The organism is Pseudoalteromonas aliena SW19 (assembly GCF_014905615.1).
In the GTDB taxonomy this organism is placed as follows: domain Bacteria; phylum Pseudomonadota; class Gammaproteobacteria; order Enterobacterales; family Alteromonadaceae; genus Pseudoalteromonas; species Pseudoalteromonas aliena.
This window is the reverse complement of record NZ_AQGU01000026.1, coordinates 376,983-396,257: the sequence shown is the minus strand read 5'-3', so window position 1 is coordinate 396,257 and position 19,275 is coordinate 376,983. Positions and strand designations below refer to the sequence as shown.

The 19,275-nt window shown below is 40.6% G+C and carries 23 protein-coding genes and 1 pseudogene; 19 read left to right on the top strand and 5 right to left on the bottom strand.

Annotated features, from left to right (window positions below; all coding sequences use genetic code 11):
- The first annotated feature begins 152 nt into the window (after positions 1–152).
- From hpf to PALI_RS20300, 5 genes and pseudogenes are all read left to right on the top strand, one after another.
- Positions 153–509 (top strand): ribosome hibernation-promoting factor, HPF/YfiA family, encoded by a 357-nt coding sequence (gene hpf / locus PALI_RS13065; protein WP_077537113.1) that lies wholly within the window; start codon positions 153–155, stop codon positions 507–509.
- Positions 510–609: 100 nt separating this feature from the next.
- The gene (locus tag PALI_RS13060) at positions 610–1,845 is read left to right on the top strand and encodes an NRAMP family divalent metal transporter (RefSeq protein WP_193156115.1); all 1,236 of its coding nucleotides are present in this window, start codon (positions 610–612) and stop codon (positions 1,843–1,845) included.
- A gap of 299 nt (positions 1,846–2,144) precedes the next feature.
- Entirely contained in the window at positions 2,145–2,600 is a 456-nt protein-coding gene (locus tag PALI_RS13055) for a GNAT family N-acetyltransferase (RefSeq protein WP_193156114.1), read from the top strand.
- Positions 2,601–2,677: 77 nt separating this feature from the next.
- On the top strand, positions 2,678–2,938 hold the full coding sequence (locus tag PALI_RS13050) for a hypothetical protein (RefSeq protein ID WP_226894550.1): 261 nt from the start codon (positions 2,678–2,680) through the stop codon (positions 2,936–2,938).
- 370 nt (positions 2,939–3,308) lie between these two features.
- Positions 3,309–3,467: pseudogene (locus tag PALI_RS20300) on the top strand (helix-turn-helix domain-containing protein); the annotation flags it as partial.
- A 159-nt stretch (positions 3,468–3,626) separates the two neighbouring features.
- On the opposite strand, the gene PALI_RS13040 reads toward PALI_RS20300, so the two are convergent.
- Positions 3,627–4,022: a hypothetical protein gene (locus PALI_RS13040; RefSeq protein WP_077537117.1), complete on the bottom strand. Its 396-nt coding sequence runs from the start codon at positions 4,020–4,022 to the stop codon at positions 3,627–3,629.
- Between the two features lie 104 nt (positions 4,023–4,126).
- On the opposite strand from PALI_RS13040, the gene PALI_RS13035 reads away from it, so the two are divergent.
- A complete protein-coding gene (locus tag PALI_RS13035; protein WP_193156113.1) occupies positions 4,127–4,957 on the top strand; it encodes a LysR family transcriptional regulator in 831 nt (276 codons plus the stop codon).
- 35 nt (positions 4,958–4,992) lie between these two features.
- On the opposite strand, the gene PALI_RS13030 is transcribed toward PALI_RS13035, so the two are convergent.
- The 3 genes from PALI_RS13030 to PALI_RS13020 are packed head-to-tail and all read right to left on the bottom strand — an operon-like array spanning position 4,993 to position 7,322.
- Entirely contained in the window at positions 4,993–6,180 is a 1,188-nt protein-coding gene (locus tag PALI_RS13030; protein ID WP_193156112.1) for a vWA domain-containing protein, read from the bottom strand.
- 1 nt (position 6,181) lies between these two features.
- Positions 6,182–7,030: an AAA family ATPase gene (locus PALI_RS13025; RefSeq protein ID WP_138585328.1), complete on the bottom strand. Its 849-nt coding sequence runs from the start codon at positions 7,028–7,030 to the stop codon at positions 6,182–6,184.
- 52 nt (positions 7,031–7,082) lie between these two features.
- Positions 7,083–7,322: a DUF1653 domain-containing protein gene (locus PALI_RS13020; RefSeq protein ID WP_077537121.1), complete on the bottom strand. Its 240-nt coding sequence runs from the start codon at positions 7,320–7,322 to the stop codon at positions 7,083–7,085.
- A gap of 60 nt (positions 7,323–7,382) precedes the next feature.
- Between PALI_RS13020 and PALI_RS13015 the strand changes: the two genes are divergently transcribed.
- The 11 genes from PALI_RS13015 to rpoS all read left to right on the top strand — a co-directional run bounded on the left by PALI_RS13015 (position 7,383) and on the right by rpoS (position 14,969).
- The gene (locus PALI_RS13015; RefSeq protein WP_077537122.1) at positions 7,383–7,862 is read left to right on the top strand and encodes a DUF2947 domain-containing protein; all 480 of its coding nucleotides are present in this window, start codon (positions 7,383–7,385) and stop codon (positions 7,860–7,862) included.
- A 74-nt stretch (positions 7,863–7,936) separates the two neighbouring features.
- On the top strand, positions 7,937–8,569 hold the full coding sequence (locus PALI_RS13010; RefSeq protein ID WP_193156111.1) for a hypothetical protein: 633 nt from the start codon (positions 7,937–7,939) through the stop codon (positions 8,567–8,569).
- A 41-nt stretch (positions 8,570–8,610) separates the two neighbouring features.
- Positions 8,611–8,898: a cell division protein FtsB gene (ftsB, locus tag PALI_RS13005; protein ID WP_077537124.1), complete on the top strand. Its 288-nt coding sequence runs from the start codon at positions 8,611–8,613 to the stop codon at positions 8,896–8,898.
- Positions 8,888–9,589 carry a 2-C-methyl-D-erythritol 4-phosphate cytidylyltransferase gene (ispD, locus tag PALI_RS13000; RefSeq protein WP_193156110.1) on the top strand — a complete coding sequence of 234 codons (702 nt, stop codon included), beginning with the start codon at positions 8,888–8,890 and terminating at the stop codon, positions 9,587–9,589. Before ftsB ends, ispD begins: the two co-directional genes overlap by 11 nt.
- The gene (ispF, locus tag PALI_RS12995) at positions 9,586–10,083 is read left to right on the top strand and encodes a 2-C-methyl-D-erythritol 2,4-cyclodiphosphate synthase (RefSeq protein ID WP_193156109.1); all 498 of its coding nucleotides are present in this window, start codon (positions 9,586–9,588) and stop codon (positions 10,081–10,083) included. Before ispD ends, ispF begins: the two co-directional genes overlap by 4 nt.
- On the top strand, positions 10,080–11,132 hold the full coding sequence (gene truD, locus PALI_RS12990) for a tRNA pseudouridine(13) synthase TruD (protein WP_193156108.1): 1,053 nt from the start codon (positions 10,080–10,082) through the stop codon (positions 11,130–11,132). Before ispF ends, truD begins: the two co-directional genes overlap by 4 nt.
- On the top strand, positions 11,113–11,877 hold the full coding sequence (gene surE / locus PALI_RS12985; RefSeq protein ID WP_138585335.1) for a 5'/3'-nucleotidase SurE: 765 nt from the start codon (positions 11,113–11,115) through the stop codon (positions 11,875–11,877). Before truD ends, surE begins: the two co-directional genes overlap by 20 nt.
- On the top strand, positions 11,867–12,505 hold the full coding sequence (locus PALI_RS12980; protein ID WP_138585336.1) for a protein-L-isoaspartate(D-aspartate) O-methyltransferase: 639 nt from the start codon (positions 11,867–11,869) through the stop codon (positions 12,503–12,505). The genes surE and PALI_RS12980 overlap by 11 nt, the downstream gene beginning before the upstream one ends.
- A 9-nt stretch (positions 12,506–12,514) precedes the next feature.
- Complete coding sequence (locus PALI_RS12975; protein ID WP_138585337.1) at positions 12,515–13,093, top strand: YqaA family protein; 579 nt, start codon at positions 12,515–12,517, stop codon at positions 13,091–13,093.
- 41 nt (positions 13,094–13,134) lie between these two features.
- Positions 13,135–13,959: a peptidoglycan DD-metalloendopeptidase family protein gene (locus PALI_RS12970; RefSeq protein WP_193156107.1), complete on the top strand. Its 825-nt coding sequence runs from the start codon at positions 13,135–13,137 to the stop codon at positions 13,957–13,959.
- Positions 13,960–13,994: 35 nt separating this feature from the next.
- Complete coding sequence (gene rpoS, locus PALI_RS12965) at positions 13,995–14,969, top strand: RNA polymerase sigma factor RpoS (protein ID WP_138585339.1); 975 nt, start codon at positions 13,995–13,997, stop codon at positions 14,967–14,969.
- Positions 14,970–15,061: 92 nt separating this feature from the next.
- Here the strand turns inward: rpoS and mutS are convergent, their stop codons facing one another.
- The gene (gene mutS / locus PALI_RS12960; protein WP_193156106.1) at positions 15,062–17,647 is read right to left on the bottom strand and encodes a DNA mismatch repair protein MutS; all 2,586 of its coding nucleotides are present in this window, start codon (positions 17,645–17,647) and stop codon (positions 15,062–15,064) included.
- Positions 17,648–17,668: 21 nt separating this feature from the next.
- Here mutS and pncC point away from each other — a divergent pair, with 21 nt between their 5' ends.
- Together pncC and recA are read left to right on the top strand one after the other, a co-directional pair.
- Entirely contained in the window at positions 17,669–18,157 is a 489-nt protein-coding gene (gene pncC, locus PALI_RS12955) for a nicotinamide-nucleotide amidase (protein ID WP_193156105.1), read from the top strand.
- 68 nt (positions 18,158–18,225) lie between these two features.
- Complete coding sequence (recA, locus tag PALI_RS12950) at positions 18,226–19,269, top strand: recombinase RecA (protein WP_008170234.1); 1,044 nt, start codon at positions 18,226–18,228, stop codon at positions 19,267–19,269.
- Positions 19,270–19,275: the final 6 nt, after the last annotated feature.

Below are 19,275 nucleotides of genomic sequence, written 5' to 3'. Positions count from 1 at the left end.
CCGTGCACTATGGGCTTTGCATAAACTTTGCGCAACGTATGATTTAAATCAGCAAAAGATGCAAATAAAGCGCAACTATCTCTCTTTTTTCCTTGTGTTAATCTAAATAGCCCCCAATACTATTTATGAGGTAACAAATAAAAGGATACCCTATGAAAATTAATCTTTCTGGTCACCATGTTGAAGTTACTGACTCTATTAGAGAGCACATCAACGAAAAATTTTCTAAAATCGAGAGCCATTTCCCATCGCTTATTGCACTCGAAATTATTTTGTCTAAAGAGCATCATAAAATCCAAGCAGAAATTAGCACTAATTACGAAGGTGCGCGTATATCAGTAAAAGGGGAAAACGAAGTTATGTACCCTGCTATTGCAAGCGCAGCTAAAAAACTCGATGCGGCACTAAAGCATCGTAAAGGGCAAATAAAAGCAAATCTACACGAAAAGCCTATAAGTACAACGCCAGAGATTGCGCACGAGATCATCCAAGAGATGGATCTTAAATAAAAGCAATCTCAAAGCACTACAAAAAAGAGCCTGACGGCTCTTTTTTATTGTCTGTAATTTCTGTAAGTTAGGGATCACACAGACAATTTTTGAGCAGTAAATGAAGCAAACAGTATCGAAATGGAAATCACGGCTAAACGCGCTTGGGCCTGGAATACTTATGGCAACGGCCGCTATCGGCGGATCTCACTTAGTTGCCTCTACGCAAGCGGGAGCAATATTTGGCTGGCAATTATTTTGGCTAATACTTGTTGTTAACGTTTTAAAATATCCGTTTTTTCGTTTTGGTATGGAATACACGCTTGCCACCAAACATAGCTTAGTAGAGGGTTACAAAAACAAAGGGCCGTTTTATTTTTACAGCTTTATTGGTTTAAACATTGTAGCCGCCGTAGTTAATACCGCCGGCGTATTACTGCTTACCGCAAGCTTACTGCATTATGCTCTACCTGTGGTTATTGAAGTAACCTTACTTTGTTGGATGCTGCTGGGAATATGTTTAGTTATATTGCTACTTGGGCACTTTAAAGCGCTTGATAACGTTGCTAAAGGCATTATGGGGCTGCTTACACTCGCTACTTTGATTGCCCTTACCATTGCATTTGGTAACGGACCAATGGCACCTGCTGACTACGTAGGGCCTTCACCGTACGAGCTTGCCATGCTTAGCTTTATGGTGGCTTTAATGGGCTGGATGCCAGCGCCTATCGAAATATCAGCTCTTAGCTCTTTATGGCTAAAAGAAAAACAAGCGCAGCAAACAGTGACTAAAAGCCAAGGCCTGTTCGACTTTAACGTAGGCTACTGGCTTACAGCTGGCTTAGCACTGGTGTTTTTTAGCTTAGGTGTATTAGTGCAATATGGGCAAACCAGCAGCATAGAACTCGGTGGTGTTGCCTTTGCCAAGCAGCTGATTGATATGTACGCATTAACAATAGGCGAGTGGGCAAGGCCGCTTGTATCAGCAATCGCTTTTTTATGCATGTTTGGCACCACACTCACCGTGCTTGATGGCTACGCCCGCACGCTTAACGAGTCTCATAAACTACTTGGCTTTGGGCAATCAAAACACAGCTTAAGTGCTTGGTTAATACTGCAAGCACTTGCCGGCATGGCGGTTATTTTATTTTTTAAATCAGCCCTTGGCCCTATGCTTACGTTTGCGATGACACTTTCATTTGTTACAACGCCTGTATTTGCATGGCTCAACTTTAGCCTTGTACGATCAGAGCCTGATATTAAACACAGCGTGTTATTGCGCAGTTTAAGTTGGTTAGGTTTAGTGTACTTAGTGGGCTTTGCTGTTGCGTTTGTAGTGTGGAAACTAGCTGCTTGAGATAGATTTACTATCCAGAACTCGGGTTATTAGCAAACTTTATCTTTAGTTTACAAGGAAGAAACCATGAAATTTGATATGGCAATTACAGACAACTTCGCATCATTTTATGATGAACAAGAAGGAAGTCATATTTTCATAGGTAGTTTTGATAATGAAAATTTGAGATGCGAATAGGGATCTTAGATGATTCAAAATCAGTCGGTAACGTTCTAGCTTCTAATGATGATGAGTTAAATATAAAGTTATTGGCACTTTATATTAAGTATATTAATACTCCAAAATTAAACGAGGTATAAATGGATATTAGAACAGGCGAGCTTTCAAACCCACATGTTATAAAGTTACTGCAAGCACATCATAACGATATGCTAAAACACTCACCTGTTGAGAGCGTACATGCGCTTGATGTTACTAAGCTCAATCAGCCCGACATAACCTTTTATAGCTTATGGGTTGATAATAAGTTAGCGGGTGTTGGCGCTTTAAAAGCGCTCAATACAACGCATGGCGAAGTTAAATCAATGCGCACATCAAGCAACTATTTACGCCAAGGCATCGCTGCTAAGTTATTCACGCATATTATTAAGCAATCAACTTTGCGAGGTTACAAAAAACTAAGCCTTGAAACCGGCACTGTTGAGGCGTTTTTGCCTGCACAAAAGCTTTACACTTGTTTTGGTTTTAAAGAATGCGAACCATTTGGTGATTATGAGCTAGATCCGTACAGCTTGTTTATGAGTAAAGCGCTTTAGCAAAGCAAGAAATACCTGTCGCCGCTCGTTTAAAATCTTTGATTAAATTTGTACGCTATTTGCGTACACTTTAATGTATGAAAAGCCTATTTGTTGAATCAAACATATTCGAAAATTACCGAGAGCTGTACTTGAGTGATGACGAGTATCGTTTATTTCAAGCAGATCTAATGGTTAACCCAAAACAGGGCGATGTTATTCAAGGAACGGGCGGCTTACGTAAATACGAGTTGCGGGCAAAGGAAAAGGTAAGCGTGGCGGTTCAAGAGTTATATATTATTACTTGGACGACAAAATACGTTTTTATCTACTCACTATTTACAGTAAAAATGAAGTAACCGATTTAACAGCGGATCAGAAAAAGCAATTAAAAGAATTCTTAGAGGTGTGGCGTAATGAGCAAACGCGATTTGTTTTCAGAATTAACTACAGCCCTTGTTGATGTTAAAGCGCATTCATAAGGAAAGCTTACGTTACGTACTCATTAAGTAAAGGAGTTCAACGATCTTGTTATCTCACCTGGGCTAAGTAAAAACCGAGCAACAAAGAGTTAATCGTCCCTAGAAAGAACCCAAAGGGCAGTGCATGTTTGGTATTTATGCTGCGTTATCGCCTATTTATGGGGAATAACCACACTACATAAGCTCTGCCTTGCCTAAAAACCAAACATACTGCTGCAAATTCACCCACCAAAGTTCAACACGCCCTAATATGTCGCGCGGTGTATTTGCAAGCATTCTACATACTTCGGCAAGAACGCTCGAAAACTGGGAACAAGGGCGCAGCACTCCTAATGGGCAAGCGATAACATTGCTAAAGCTTGTGCAGCGTCATCCTGAGACGCTAAATCACATAGCTGAGCTGTAAATTTTATAAAGCTCATCTAAATATGTAATTCAGGTTTCCTCTGAATTACATATTTCAAAAGGCAAAAAGAAAGACGCGATCCTATCGCAAGTAAATTTAACGCAGTTAGCGCTGAAAATAGCTATTTGAGATAGATTTATTATCCAGAGTTCAGGCTACTTAATATTTTAGAGTACTTACTGTTTCACGAAAGTAATCGACTTTGCCATTTAGTTCATGAGAAATAATATAAGTACGGCTATTAACATCTTGCTTTGCTTCACCATACCAAAACGATTGATCAAAGGTTGTTATATGCCAGTCATCGCCTAGAGATTGAGATTCTAGGCCCGTAATAAGAGTTCCTTTGGGGAATATATCAGTGCCCAGACGAGTCAATAAAGTAATAAAGCCTGCTTTGTCATTACATTGCTGCCAATCGATATCTGTATCATCTTTGTAGTGCTCTATACGCAGATCAATATCATCAGCAATTAAGTCTAGGAGTGACATATCTCCTTTTTCAAATAAATTTAATACTTTATGAATTGTAATATCACTATAACGCTCAAGCATTTTCTAGTCCTTTTAATTGATTTTATTATCTTCAAGTTTGAAATTAGCAAATCCAATGATATAGGTATAATATTGTTTATATTATCAACCTATAGGTAAATTATGTGATAGAGATTAAGCCATTAAATTACTTTATTGCAGCATATGAAGAAGGGTCGATTACTGCAGCTGCATCGCGATGTTTTATTGCTCAGCCCTCTGTTACTCATGCGATTAAAACATTGGAAATAAATTTAGGAGTTAAGTTATTTGAACGCAGTAAACGAGGCATAAAGCCAACAGCGGATGGTCATAAGCTCTACAAACTTGCAAGTGATTTACTATTACAAAATCAGCAGTTACAAGCCGCTTTTATCCCTAATAATACGCATGATCTGCACCTTTATGTACAGCCTGATATAAATATTGAGCGCTACGTTAGTATTCTCGAATCGATAAAAAATACGCCGATGGATATTGATTTATCTATAGTCGATGCTATTGAGCAAGCGCAAATAGCGATTATTGATGAGCAGCTTTTACCATCCCAGTTTAAATTTAAAAGGCTTAATCAAGAAAGTTATAGGCTGATTGTGCGTGGGGATCATCCATTAGCAAAAAATAAAACAGTGGGTCTTGGGGAATTAGAGGGTTTAGCTTTTATCGAAAGACCATATTGTACTAATCGAAAAGCATTTGAGAGACTTATTAATGATGAGAATATATCAATTATTTACCAAGGCAAAGCTATTCATGATTTACAGCTTCAAGGCCTTGTTAAGTTAGGCTTTGGTGTTGCTGTTATACCTGAATCATACATTCAAAAAGAGTGTGACTTAAAGTATATACCTATTACTTTAAGTAACGCTATAACGCGCTCGATTGTATTTGCTTATCGTAAGTTACCAAATACAATAATGAAAGCTATTGAGGATATCACTGCAACTAAATCTTAAGGCTAGTTGCAGTTAATATCTGTACCTAATATATTTTAACTCAGCTCTTTTATCGCTCTACTTATTCCATCTAAACTCAGCGCATACATGCGGTTGTTCATTAACTCTTTTATAAAACCAATTGATTGATAGTACGGCCAATGTTCAACGGGCTGTGGGTTGAGCCAGGCGACTTTATCAAAGTGATTGGTGATTCGTGATAACCATGCACTGCCTGGTTCTTCGTTGTAATGTTCTACCGAGCCGCCGGGGTAGGCTATTTCGTAAGGGCCCATAGTGGCATCGCCAACAAATATGACTTTATAGTCGCTGGTGAATTTATTAATCAGCGTCATGGTGTCGATGATGTTTGAGTGGCGGCGGACGTTGTCTTGCCAAACATGCTCGTACAGGCAGTTATGAAAGTAGTAAAATTCTAAATGCTTAAATTCGCTATGAGCCGCGCTAAATAACTCTTCGCAGGTGTGAATGTAGTCATCCATTGAGCCGCCAATATCAAATAGCATCAATACTTTTACTGCATTGTGGCGTTCGGGTGCCATTTTTACATCTAGCATGCCGCCTTGCTTAGCTGTCGCGCGAATGGTTTCGTTTAAATCCAGCGTGTCGCTTGCGCCAGTGCGGGCAAACTTTCGTAACTTTTTAAGGGCGAGTTTAACTGTGCGCGAACTAATTTCTCTGTCGGTGTCGAGGTTTTTGTATTCTCGTTTGTCCCACACTTTTACCGCTTGGCGGTTACGGTTGCCGTCTTGCCCTATACGCACGCCTTCGGGGTTATAGCCGTATGCGCCAAAAGGTGATGTACCGCCAGTGCCCACCCATTTATTGCCGCCAGCGTGACGTTTTTGTTGTTCTTCTAAACGCTCTTTTAGGGTTTTCATAAGCTCGTCGAGTCCGCCCATCGCTTTAAGTTGGGCTTTTTCTTCATCGCTTAGGTTTTTTTCAAACTCTTTACGTAGCCAATCTTCAGGTAAGTTGTGTTGCTGCTTTAAACTCTCGAGTAAATCAAGGTCGGCAATACCGCTAAAGTAGTCGCTAAAGGCTTTGTCGAAACGGTCAAAGTGCGTTTCGTCTTTTACCATTATGGTGCGAGCTAAATGGTAAAAGGCGTCTACGTCGGCAAATATAACGCCTTTTTTTAAGGCGTTAATTAAATCGAGTAACTCTCGCAGGCTTACCGGTAAGCGGTATTTGCGCAGCGTGAAAAAAAACTGTACTAGCATGTTAGCGACGGCTCATAAACGCGAGTTTTTCGATTAGGCTTATGTCTTGCTCATTTTTAAGTAATGCGCCAAACATCGGCATTAAACCACCTTTTTTTGCTTTATCGTGCAGTGTTTTAGCGTCTATGTCTTCTGCCATTAGCAGTTTAAGCCAGTCGAGTAATTCGCTAGTGGAAGGTTTCTTTTTAAGGCCGTTAGCTTCACGCAGGTTAAAAAACACTTCGAGTGCTTGGCGTACTAAATCTTGTTTAACGTTAGGGTAGTGTACGTCAATAATTTGCTGCATTTCATCGCTGCTAGGAAAATCAATGTAATGAAAAAAGCAGCGGCGTAAAAAGGCGTCCGGCAATTCTTTTTCATTATTTGATGTGATGATCACAATAGGGCGCTCTTTTGCGACAATGCGCTCATTAGTTTCGTAAACATGAAACTCCATTTTATCAAGCTCAAGTAGTAAGTCGTTTGGGAACTCTATGTCGGCTTTGTCTATTTCATCAATTAATAATACAGGGCGTTTACCGTTAAGCTCTGCATACGTAAATGCTTGCCAAAGCTTACCTTTAACGATGTAGTTACCAATATTATGTACGCGCTCGTCACCTAATTGGCTATCGCGCAGACGCGACACTGCATCGTACTCGTATAAGCCTTGCTGCGCTTTAGTGGTCGACTTTATGTGCCATTGAATAAGCTCGGTATCTAAGCTTTTAGCTAACTCTTCGGCCAGCATGGTTTTACCTGTGCCGGGTTCGCCTTTAATTAAAAGTGGTTTTTCGAGCATAATGGCAGCATTTACAGCTTGTTTAAGCGCGCTACTCGCTATGTAATTGTCAGTTGAATTAAATTGCACGGTGTACCCTTGTCTGGTCTGAGCAGTAAGTTATTTTGTTATAATGCCATAGTTAAACGGCAGGTCCAAGGTATGCAAAACGCGGTATGGTTTTACCGTCTTTTTCGATTGTTTCGTTAAACATACTCAATGGGCGCGCCCATATGCCAAATTCACCATAGAGTGCTTGGTAAATTACAAGTTGCTCTTGCGTTTCGCTATGAGTGGCTTGGTATAAAACTTTGTACTGTGGACCTTTATAGTGTTGGTATATGCCTGGTTTGAGGGAAAGTGGTTTTATTGCTGTAGTCATGTTTTGATCTCTTGTATAATTTGGCTTTGCACTTTTAATGCTAACTAATTTGCCAACACTATGAACTATATTTCTTTAGATGATTACAAAAAGGCGTGGGTTTTTCGCCATAAAGACTTACCTGTATCTGATGATGACGCAGCAAAAATTAAACCTATGAGCGACGAGCGCGCGGCTGTACTTTGGACAACGATGGTGAGCCGTGAGTTTGATCATCCTGACTTTTTTGAGGACACCGACTGGTGTGGTCAAGAAAAGAGCTTTAGCCAAGAAGTAGATTGGCAAGATGCATGGGAAAATGGCGATGCACTTCCACCAGAGAGTATTTTAACTTTTTTAGATTGGGAAGCTAATACCACGGTTTATTTTTGTATGGCGCGCGATAATATTATCGAAACAACCTTTGATGTATTTAAACGCAATTGGCAAAACTTTATGTTTTTAGCCGATGGCAGTTTGTTAATTGGTAAAAAACGCAATACGGTTGTGCAATTTTTAGAATCAGGTAAAGCTAAATTAGGTGAAAAGCCAAGCGCTTAAATTAGTATGTAATGCTTAAAAAGCATTCAGTACTGTGCTATAAAACACTTATCTATTTGTTTTGAGTACAGCTTTTGGTCGCGAAAAATCAGTCACTTGGTGCTCAGCAACAAGTTGAAATTTGGCAAACTGATGCACAAAAGGTGTTGTATGCGCAATTGTGCAATGCGTTTTATCAGCGTGAGGTTCAGCGTTTAGTTGCAGAGCCCAATGCTGATAAACTGCGTCGCCAGTTAAAAAGCCTACCTTATTATATTGAGCGAGCAGCGACGTTAGTTGCCAATGGAGATTCTCCTTTTACGCTGGACTCACAAAATGGCTCTTGGCTTGAAAAGCAAAAACCAACACCGCCCGATGTGAATGCTCAAGCTAATGAACTTTTTTATCAAACACATGCCAAAGTGGGGCTTATAGTGCCCGTTGTGTTACATGACTTTGAGCAGGTGCGTCTTAGAATAGACAGTATTGATCAGTTAGGTGACAATAAACTGCATTGCAATGAGCTTGGCTGGTTTGATTTTTTAGGTAATGGGCTCGAACAGCAAAGTGCGCAACTATTAAAGCCAAGTAAGGTGAGCTTAACCGCTGCATGTTGTGGGCATCAATGGCAGTTTTCGAAACGCTGTTTGCCTCGCGTTTTATCACTACGCGAAATGCTTTTAGCGGGTAGTATTAATTGGCGTAATTTAAAGCGCCCCCTAGCTTAAATAAAGCGAGGTTTTTAGGGTTTTAAAATAAGGAGTGTTAAATGCGTATTTTTCAAGTTGGCTTACTGTGCTTAGCACTGTTTGTACAATATAGACTTTGGTTTGGGCATAATGGCGTACAAGACTACACACGACTAAAAAGTGCCGTAGCGTCGCACCAACAAAGCAACGAAAAGCTTATCAAGCGTAATAAAGTACTTACCGCTGATATAGAAGATTTAAAGCTCGGCCAAGAAGGTATTGAAGAGCGTGCACGTAACGAATTAGGAATGATTAAACCGGACGAAACATTTATTCGTGTTTTACCGGGCAAACAATATGACAAATAAACAGACTATTGCAGCAATTGTACCTGCTGCGGGTGTTGGCAGTAGAATGCAGCATAATGCGCCTAAGCAATATATACACTTAGCGGGCAAAACTATTTTAGAGCACACCTTAGCTAAACTTTCTCAATTACCTCAATTAAGCACTATTGTTATTGCCCTGAGCGACAGTGACCCCTATTTTGATGAACTCCCACTTGTTGATAATCGCATTGTTCGTGCCAGTGGTGGGAAAGAGCGAGCCGACTCAGTGTTCAATAGCTTACTTTTTTTAGCGCCTAACCCACCTACATGGGTTTTGGTGCACGACGCTGCCCGTCCGCTAGTTAATATTAGTGATATAGAACGTTTAATTGATGAATGCATAAGCGCTAATGAAGGTGGCATTTTAGCTAGCAAAGTAAAAGACACCATAAAACGTGGCGATACTCATGTTTTGCAAACCGTACCACGAGATGATTTATGGCAAGCACTTACCCCGCAGTTTTTTAAATATGACGAGCTTAAAAATGCACTTCAAAACGCATTAGCAAGTGGGGCAACTATTACCGATGAAGCCAGTGCAATTGAATGGGCCGGTAAACCGGTAAGGCTTGTAATAGGGCGTAGCGATAATATTAAAATAACCACGCCAGAGGACTTAGACTTGGCTGGGTTTTTACTACACAAACAACAAAACGAGAGTGCATTATGATACGAATTGGCCATGGTTTTGACGTACATAAATTTGGCGGTGAAGGCCCGTTAACTATTTGTGGTGAAAAAATTGATTACCCACAGGGCTTTTTAGCGCACTCAGATGGTGATGTTGCTATTCATGCACTATGCGATGCTATTTTAGGCTCGCTTGCGATGGGCGATATTGGCAAGCACTTTCCCGATACGGCAAGCGAATATGAAAATATCGACAGCCGTATTTTACTTCGTCATGTGGTGAACTTAGCAAAACAGCAAGGTTATGTACTTGGCAATGGTGATGTGACTATTGTTGCACAAGCGCCAAAGATGCTGCCGCACATACAAGCTATGCGCGCTAATCTAGCCAGTGACTTAAATTGCGACCTTTGCCAAATTAATGTTAAGGCTACAACCACAGAAAAGCTTGGCTTTGAAGGGCGCAGGGAAGGTATTTCGAGCCATGCAGTGGTAATTATGAGCAAAGAATCAATGAGTACAAAATCCGCATGAGCGATTTAAATTATTTATACGGTGCGCCGCTTTCTAAAGCTGACTTTAAAACCACTGCTGAAGACTTTATGGTGGATGAAGACCTAGGTATAGAATTTACCGGAAGTGGCGAACACGTGTGTTTACAAGTAGTTAAAAAAGGCGAAAACACGCAATATGTTGCAAAGTTAATTGCACAGCGTGCGGGTGTTTCACCGCGAGACGTGAGTTACGCAGGCATGAAAGATCGCCACGGTGTGTGCTCACAGTGGTTTAGTGTAAAAGTACCGATTAAAAAGCCTATCGATTTTAGCGATTTAAATAGCGAAAGTATTTTTATTGTGTCGCAACAGCGCCACGATCGTAAATTGCGCACGGGTTGCCACAAAGGTAATAAATTTACTATTACGCTTCGTAATGTAACCAAGCCTCTTGATATTTTATGCCGCATTAACGCAGTGCGCGCAGGTGTGCCAAATTACTTTGGCGAGCAGCGTTTTGGGCATGGCGGTCATAACTTAGTAATGGCAGAAAAAATGTTTGCTGGTGAGCGAATTCGCGATAAAAAACTGCGCGGTATTATTATTTCAGCAGCGCGGTCGCATGTATTTAATCAATTAGTGAGTTTGCGTGTTAAAGAGCATGGTTTAGCTAAAACAATGCACCGAGAAGTATTTATGCTTAGCGGCAGTAATGCATTTTTTGAAGATGCAATTAACGATGAAAACATTGAACGATTAGCCACTGGCGATATTGTGATGTCGGCACCCATGGTCGGTAAAAGCGAAAAAGGCCTAACTGAACAAGAAAAAATATGGCTTGAACCTTTCCAAACATGGTGTGATGGTTTAGGTGAGCTAGGCCTTAAAAATGAGCGCAGAATGCTGCGCTTAATCCCACAAGACTTAGCGGTAGAAACATTAGACGAAACCACTTTAAAACTAAGCTTTGGTTTACCAAAAGGGTGTTTTGCAACCGCATTATTACGTGAGCTGGTGGATTATAAAGATGCAAGCCCGCGAGAGCGTAAAGAAAAGGATAATGACATAAATGAAGATACTGTTAAGTAACGATGATGGCGTAAATGCCAAAGGTATTGCGGTTTTATATCAAGCGCTCACTCAAATTGCAGATGTAACGCTTGTTGCGCCAGATCGCAATTGTAGTGGCGCAAGTAATTCTTTAACACTAATGAACCCGCTACGAGCAACTAAGCTCGAAAACGGGTTTATGTCGGTTAATGGTACCCCTACTGATTGTGTACATTTAGGTGTAAATCAGTTGGTTGATGAAAAACCAGATTTAGTTGTTGCGGGTATTAACCATGGTGCCAACTTAGGTGACGACACGCTGTACTCTGGCACCGTTGCAGCTGCAACAGAAGGACGTCATTTGGGCTTACCAGCCATCGCGGTATCACTTTGCTCACACAATGGTGAACACTTTGAAACAGCCGCTGCGGTTACCGTTAATATTATTAAAGGCTTGGCCTCGCATCCGCTGCCTAAAGATCAAATTATAAATATTAACGTGCCAGATATTCCATTAAGTGAATTAAAAGGGGTGCAAGTAACACGCCTCGGTGCGCGCCATAAAGCCGAAACGATGACCAAACAAACCGATCCCTGGGGTCGTGATATTTTTTGGTACGGATCGCTTGGCACAGAAAGCGATGCCGGAGAGGGTACCGACTTTTATGCAATTAATAATGGTTATGCATCGGTGACACCACTAAGTGTTGATATGACGGCTAAAGAGAGCTTAAAAGCGGTAGGAGACTGGTTGGCTGATTTGGAGATTAATCGTGCTCGCTAATTACACGCGCAGTGCTCAAGCGTTATCTGATTTACTTAAGCGTGAAGGTGTTGAAGATGCGCAAGTACTCAATGCGATTGCCCAAATTCCGCGCCATATTTTTATTGATGACGTTTTAAAACATAAAGCGTATGAGAATACTGCACTGCCCATTGGACAAGGGCAGACTATTTCTCAGCCTTATATTGTAGCGCGTATGACTGAATTACTTCGCCTTGCGGGTGCTTGTAATAAGATACTGGAAATTGGTACCGGCTCTGGATATCAAACGGCGATATTAGCTAAAACCTTTACAAAGGTATATTCAGTTGAGCGTATAAAGGCGCTGCAATGGCAAGCTAAAAGGCGTTTACAGCAGCTCGACCTATATAATGTCACGATGAAACATGGTGATGGGTGGCAAGGCTGGCAATCACAAGCGCCTTTTGATGGCATTATAGTGACAGCTGCAGCATCTAAAGTTCCACAGGATTTACTCGCTCAGTTAGCCGATGGAGGCGTGTTATTAGCGCCCATTGGTGAGAGCGATCAAAAATTAATAATGGTTATTCGCAAAGGCGATAGCTTTACAGAGCATGTGATTGCTCCCGTTAGATTTGTGCCGTTAGTGCCAGGCGATATTGAATAGGAATTTATTTTGAAGTTGTTTACTAAGTTATACGATATGGCCCTTGTATGGGCAAAGCATCGCCATGCCGAGCGTTATTTGGCTGCAATGAGCTTTGCTGAGTCTGTTTTTTTCCCGATTCCACCCGATGTAATGCTAGCGCCTATGTCGCTTGCGCAACCTAAAAAAGCATGGCGTTTTGCAAGCTTTGCCACTATCGCCTCAGTTGTTGGCGGTATAGTTGGTTATTTGCTTGGTTTTTGGTTATTTGAACCCGTTGTTGAGCCACTTATTGCACATATGCACTGGCAAGAAAAATTTGATATTGCGCTAAATTGGTTTAAAGACTACGGAGTGTGGGTTGTATTTTTAGCCGGTTTTTCACCTATTCCTTATAAGGTTTTCACTATTGGCGCTGGCGTTTTACAAATGGCATTTTTGCCTTTTTTAATCGCATCAGCAGTAGGGCGCGGTGCGCGATTCTTTTTAGTTTCAGCTTTAATGAAATGGGGCGGAGTTAAAATGGAGCAAAAATTACGTCAATATGTAGAGATACTTGGCTGGGGATTAGTTGCATTAATCGCTATAGCGTACTTTTTATTGCGCTAAGCTTTATAAAATAACTTTTTTAACACAAGGAGCTTAATACGATGAATAAACAAATTAAATGTTATGTTGCTTTATTTATTAGTATTTTGCTCTTTGGCTGCTCATCTCGTCATGTTCCCGCACCCGTTAGCAGTCTAAATAATAATGTTAATAAACATAACCATAAAATTAACATTGCTGGTGATTATTATAAAGTGCAAAAAGGAGACACTTTATATTCTATTGCTTTTAGTGCTGGAAAAGATATTAGAGAAATAGCGAAAAGCAATTCAATATCATCACCTTACATCATTTTTCCTGGGCAAAGAATATCGCTGAAACCGGCACCAGCAGAAAAGAAAAAGCGTAAAAAATATACGTATTCAACTAAAAAGTCTACAAAAAAAGCACAAAAAAATAACAATAAATTAAAAAAAGAGCTTGATCGCCCAAAACAACGAGAGTATGTTCAGAAACAAGCCAGTAACAAAGTTAGCAATAATAAGTATTTGTCGAACGGTAAAGTGCAGTGGTTTTGGCCAGCGAAGGGTAAAATTACGAAACGCTTTTCTAATAAGGAAAACGGCTACAAAGGCTTGCAGATTGCTAATAAAAAAGGGGCTTCAGTTTTAGCTGCGGCACAAGGAACGGTGGTGTACGCGGGTAACGCTCTTAGAGGTTATGGTAGTTTAATCATATTGAAACATAATGATGATTATCTAAGCGCTTATGCACATAACTCAAAATTACTTGTTAAAGAAAAGCAGAAAATTAAGGCAGGTCAAAAAATAGCAGAAATTGGTAATTCAGAATCTCCGGTCACCGCACTTCGCTTTGAAATTCGCTACCGAGGGCAAGCTGTCAATCCTGCTAAATACCTTCCCTAATTTTTAGGTATTGATAATTGCTCTGGAGAAGGCTTATGGCTAACACTGCAAAACTTGACACAAACAATACGAATGACGAAAAGTTTGATGACACCGCCGTTGAAGAAACAACATCACTACTTGAAAAGGTAGACGAAGAAGATATTTTTGCCAAAGAAGAAGTCACTAAAAATTTAGATGCCACACAACTTTATTTAGGCGAAATTGGTTTCTCTCCACTATTAAGCGCAGAAGAAGAAGTATTCTTTGCCCGTAAATCTTTAAAAGGCTGTGAAGCCTCACGTAAACGCATGATTGAAAGTAACCTGCGTTTAGTTGTTAAAATTGCACGCCGTTATAATAACCGTGGCCTTGCCTTACTCGATTTAATTGAAGAAGGGAATTTAGGTTTAATTCGCGCTGTTGAAAAGTTTGATCCAGAGCGTGGTTTTAGATTTTCTACTTACGCTACGTGGTGGATACGTCAAACAATTGAACGTGCCATCATGAACCAAACACGTACCATTCGCTTACCTATTCATGTGGTTAAAGAACTTAACGTATATTTACGTACGGCACGAGAATTAACGCAAAAACTTGATCATGAACCAACCGCCGAAGAAATCGCAGAGAGCTTAGACCGACCTGTTGAGGACGTGACTAAAATGCTACGTTTAAATGAAAAAATAGCCTCTGTTGATATGCCTATTGGCGGTGAAAACGACAGTGTGCTACTTGATATTATTCCGGATGAAAAAAGTTTTGGTCCTGAAGGCGAAGTACAAAATAACGATATTAATAAACATATTATTGATTGGTTAGGGGAGCTAAACCCAAAACAGCGTGAAGTATTAGCGCGTCGATTTGGATTACTTGGTTATGAACCTTCGACACTTGAAGATGTAGGTCGCGAAATTGGTTTAACGCGTGAACGAGTAAGACAAATACAAGTTGAGGCATTGCGTCGTTTAAAAGACATTTTGCAACAAGAAGGGTTAAGTACAGATAGTTTGTTTAATCAATTCTCGTAACTATAAAAGCGGTACAAACTAGAAAAGATTATGTGTGTTAAAAAGCCGAAGGATTTATTCTTCGGCTTTTTTATGTTTTATACAAAGTAAATTTAAAGCAATGCTTTTAGTTTATATAATAAATCGTGCGCTTGGCGTGGCGTTAAATTGTCAGGTTCGATAGCACTTAACTGCTCTTCTATTTCAGAAGGCGTACTTTGTACGGCCTCGTTGTTAAAAGTAAATGCTTGTTGCTCTGTATTTTGCGCCGTTACGCTTTGATGGTTTTCAAGTAATTTAAGTTTTTGTTTTGCTTGCGCAATGACTGCTTTTGGCACCCCTGCGAGAGCTGCTACTTGTAAGCCAAAACTTTTACTTGCTGCGCCATCAAGTACGGTGTGCATAAAGGCAATTGTATCGTTATGCTCTATGGCATCAAGGTGCACGTTTACAAGGCCCGTGGTTTGCTCTGCAAGTTCTGTTAGTTCAAAGTAGTGTGTTGCAAATAATGTTTTTGCAGATATTTTTGATGCTAGATGATCGGCTGTTGCATACGCAAGCGAAAGCCCATCATAGGTACTTGTCCCGCGACCAATTTCATCCATTAATACCAAAGACTGCGCCGTGGCGTTATTTAAAATAGTGGCTGTTTCGGTCATTTCTACCATGAAGGTTGAGCGCCCAGAGGCTAAATCATCGCTAGCACCAATACGTGTAAATATGCGATCGATATTGCCAATTTTAGCGCTGTCTGCAGGTACATAACTGCCAATGTGAGCCATTAGTACAATAAGTGCTGTTTGGCGCATATAAGTTGATTTACCGCCCATGTTTGGACCCGTAATAATCAACATTTTACGTTGGCTGTTTAATTCAACAGGGTTAGCAATAAACGGTTCTTTCATTACTTGTTCAACAACAGGGTGACGACCTTGCTTAATGCTTATATTGTCGTTATCGCACAGTTCTGGTTTTGCATAATTGAGTGCAAATGCACGCTCAGCTAAATTATTTAATACGTCTAAATCAGCCAGTGCGGCGGCCATCATTTGCAACTGTTCAATATGTGGAGCAATAAACCTAAACAGCTCTTCATATAGTTGTTTTTCAAGCGCTAAGGCTTTTGATTGGCTGCCAAGCACTTTATCTTCGTGCTCTTTAAGCTCTGGGATTATATAACGCTCGTTATTTTTAAGCGTTTGGCGACGAATGTAGTCGGCGGGTACTAAGTGCGCGTTGGCACGGCTTACTTCAATAAAGAAACCATGCACGCGGTTGTAACCAATTTTAAGCGTACTAATACCCGTGCGTTCGCGTTCACGCAGTTCTAGTTGATCAAGAACATCAGTAGCGCCTTTGCTTAAGTTGCGCCATTCATCAAGTTCACTGTTATAACCTGAGGCAATAACGCCACCATCACGAATAAGTACAGGCGGATTTTCTATTACAGCTTGCTCTAACAATGCTTGTAAATCAGGGAGTTCAGGCGAGTGCTTGATAATACCCGCTATACGAGGGTCGTTAGCGTCAGCTAATAAAGTATGTAGCGGCGCAAGCGCTTGTAATGCACTGCGCAGGCGAGTTAAATCGCGTGGGCGAGCTGTGCATAAAGCTAAGCGCGCAATAACACGCTCTACATCACCAATCTCTTTTAGTGATTCGTGTAATTCGCCGCACAATTGTGCATCTAAAATAGCGCTAATTGCATTTAAGCGAGAATTTAGCTCATCTTTATTACGAATAGGTGTATGTATACGGCGCTTAAGTAAACGGGAGCCCATTGGGGTTGCTGTTTTATCAAGTACTTGGGCAAGTGTATTTTCAAACCCGCCAGATAAATTAACGGTCAGTTCTAAGTTTTTACGCGTTGCTGCATCTAAAATAACAGCGTGTTCGTTGTGCTCAAGTTTAATAGCACGAATATGTGGCAGTGCAATACGCTGCGTATCTTTTACGTATTGCATTAAACAACCGGCAGCAACAAGTGCGCTGTGGGCTTTATCAACACCAAATCCTACTAAATCTTTAGTACCAAACTGATCGCATAATAAGTGCTCGGCCGTATCTAAGTCGAATTCCCACTCTGGGCGACGACGAGCCCCTTTTATATGCTCAATTAAATGAAAATTTTCAAAGCTTTCGCTATATAGCAATTCTGCTGGTGATAGGCGCTGAACCGTTGAGCTAAATGCTTCGTCGGTATTAACCTCTACAACGTTAAAGCGACCAGAGTTAATGTCTAAGTAGGCAATACCGTACAGGCCTTTTTTACTTTGCCAAACACTGGTAAGCAAATTGTCTTGTCGTTCTTGTAAAAGCGCTTCGTCAGAAATTGTACCTGGTGTAACTATACGAACAACTTTGCGATCAACGGGGCCTTTACTGGTAGCTGGATCGCCAACTTGTTCGCAAATAGCAACAGATTCACCCATTTGAACTAGGCGTGCTAAGTAGTTCTCTACTGCATGATAAGGCACGCCCGCCATAGGGATAGGATCGCCACCGGCTTTGCCGCGATGGGTTTGCGAAATATCGAGTAATTGAGCGGCGCGTTTAGCGTCGTCAAAAAAGAGTTCGTAAAAATCGCCCATACGATAAAACAATAAAATATCGCGATGCTCTGATTTTATTTTTAGATACTGCTGCATCATAGGGGTTTGTTGTTTTATAGTGTGTGGTGCATAAAGATCAAACGACATGTATTTACCCAAAGGCTGAATATGGAATTACATCAAGAGATTAAAACACTTGCTGCGCAATTAGGTGCTATTTTAACGGATAAATGCTTATGGATCACTAGTGCTGAGTCATGTACTGGTGGCGGAGTAAGTTATGCGCTTACAGATACGCCAGGAAGCTCTGCTTATATTGACCGTGCATTTGTCACTTACAGTAATCAAGCAAAGCAGGATTTACTGAATGTAAATAGTAGTACATTAACGCAATACGGTGCTGTGAGCGAGCAAACAGTACAAGAAATGGCATTAGGTGCAATTAAAGCAGCAAACGCTGATATTGCGATAGCTATATCGGGTATTGCTGGACCAGGTGGAGCTAGCAAAGATAAACCTGTTGGGCTTGTGTGGTTTGGCCTGCAGATTAATGGTAAAGCGCTTACATTTAAACGAGTATTTACCGGTGATAGAGCTCAGGTTCGTATGCAAGCTATTGTATTTTCATTAAAAACTATAATAAGTGAGATAAAATAAAAAAATTAGCTTGATACTGTGATTTCATACAGTATACTTGGTTCCATTAGCTGGATTTGGAGAACAAAATGAACGATAACAAACAAAAAGCGTTGGACGCTGCACTATCACAAATTGAACGTCAATTTGGTAAAGGCTCAATCATGAAATTGGGTGATAACAAAGCGTTAAACATTGAATCTGTATCTACAGGATCATTAGGCATTGATATTGCCTTAGGCATAGGTGGTTTACCTATGGGACGTATTGTTGAAGTGTATGGCCCTGAATCATCTGGTAAAACAACGCTTACTTTACAAGTTATCGCAGAAGCACAAAAAGAAGGCAAAACATGTGCTTTTATTGATGCTGAGCATGCTCTAGATCCAGTTTATGCACAAAAATTAGGTGTAAATATTGATGAGCTTTTTGTATCGCAACCAGATACCGGTGAGCAAGCATTAGAAATTTGTGACATGTTAGTGCGCTCAAGCGCGGTAGACGTGGTTATTATTGACTCGGTTGCTGCACTTACACCAAAAGCTGAGATTGAAGGCGACATGGGCGATTCGCACATGGGCTTGCAAGCACGTTTAATGTCACAAGCATTACGTAAGCTAACAGGTAACATTAAACGCTCTAACACGTTATGTATTTTCATTAACCAAATCCGTATGAAAATTGGTGTTATGTTTGGTAACCCTGAAACAACAACGGGTGGTAATGCACTTAAGTTTTACGCCTCGGTACGTATTGATATTCGTCGTATTGGTTCTGTTAAAGAAGGCGATGAAGTTGTTGGTAACGAAACGCGCGTTAAAATTGTTAAAAACAAAGTTGCGCCGCCGTTTAAACAAGCTGAATTTATCATCATGTATGGTGAGGGTATTTCTAAGCAAGGTGAGTTAATTGACCTAGGTGTTAAGCACAAAATTGTTGAAAAAGCAGGTGCTTGGTACAGTTACTGTGGCAACAAAGTTGGCCAAGGTAAATCTAACTCGATTAAATTCTTGAAAGAAAACCCAGAAATTGCAGATGAGATTGAAGGTAAATTACGCGAAATGCTTTTACTAAAAGCAACTATTGAGCCAGAAGATGGTGAAGATAAGTTAGGCGATGATCCAGACCTTTAAACAGTC

Bases quoted from the DNA above. Each gene is read 5' to 3' on its own strand.
- PALI_RS13015 (WP_077537122.1), top strand. From the start codon at position 7,383: ATGAACTATATTTCTTTAGATGATTACAAAAAGGCGTGGGTTTTTCGC.
- surE (WP_138585335.1), top strand. From the start codon at position 11,113: ATGAAGATACTGTTAAGTAACGATGATGGCGTAAATGCCAAAGGTATT.
- ispD (WP_193156110.1), top strand. From the start codon at position 8,888: ATGACAAATAAACAGACTATTGCAGCAATTGTACCTGCTGCGGGTGTT.
- PALI_RS13040 (WP_077537117.1), bottom strand. From the start codon at position 4,022: ATGCTTGAGCGTTATAGTGATATTACAATTCATAAAGTATTAAATTTA.
- pncC (WP_193156105.1), top strand. From the start codon at position 17,669: ATGGAATTACATCAAGAGATTAAAACACTTGCTGCGCAATTAGGTGCT.
- PALI_RS13020 (WP_077537121.1), bottom strand. From the start codon at position 7,322: ATGACTACAGCAATAAAACCACTTTCCCTCAAACCAGGCATATACCAA.
- truD (WP_193156108.1), top strand. From the start codon at position 10,080: ATGAGCGATTTAAATTATTTATACGGTGCGCCGCTTTCTAAAGCTGAC.
- PALI_RS13030 (WP_193156112.1), bottom strand. From the start codon at position 6,180: ATGCTAGTACAGTTTTTTTTCACGCTGCGCAAATACCGCTTACCGGTA.
- recA (WP_008170234.1), top strand. From the start codon at position 18,226: ATGAACGATAACAAACAAAAAGCGTTGGACGCTGCACTATCACAAATT.
- PALI_RS13055 (WP_193156114.1), top strand. From the start codon at position 2,145: ATGGATATTAGAACAGGCGAGCTTTCAAACCCACATGTTATAAAGTTA.
- hpf (WP_077537113.1), top strand. From the start codon at position 153: ATGAAAATTAATCTTTCTGGTCACCATGTTGAAGTTACTGACTCTATT.
- PALI_RS13050 (WP_226894550.1), top strand. From the start codon at position 2,678: ATGAAAAGCCTATTTGTTGAATCAAACATATTCGAAAATTACCGAGAG.
- PALI_RS13060 (WP_193156115.1), top strand. From the start codon at position 610: ATGAAGCAAACAGTATCGAAATGGAAATCACGGCTAAACGCGCTTGGG.
- rpoS (WP_138585339.1), top strand. From the start codon at position 13,995: ATGGCTAACACTGCAAAACTTGACACAAACAATACGAATGACGAAAAG.
- PALI_RS12970 (WP_193156107.1), top strand. From the start codon at position 13,135: ATGAATAAACAAATTAAATGTTATGTTGCTTTATTTATTAGTATTTTG.
- mutS (WP_193156106.1), bottom strand. From the start codon at position 17,647: ATGTCGTTTGATCTTTATGCACCACACACTATAAAACAACAAACCCCT.
- ftsB (WP_077537124.1), top strand. From the start codon at position 8,611: ATGCGTATTTTTCAAGTTGGCTTACTGTGCTTAGCACTGTTTGTACAA.
- ispF (WP_193156109.1), top strand. From the start codon at position 9,586: ATGATACGAATTGGCCATGGTTTTGACGTACATAAATTTGGCGGTGAA.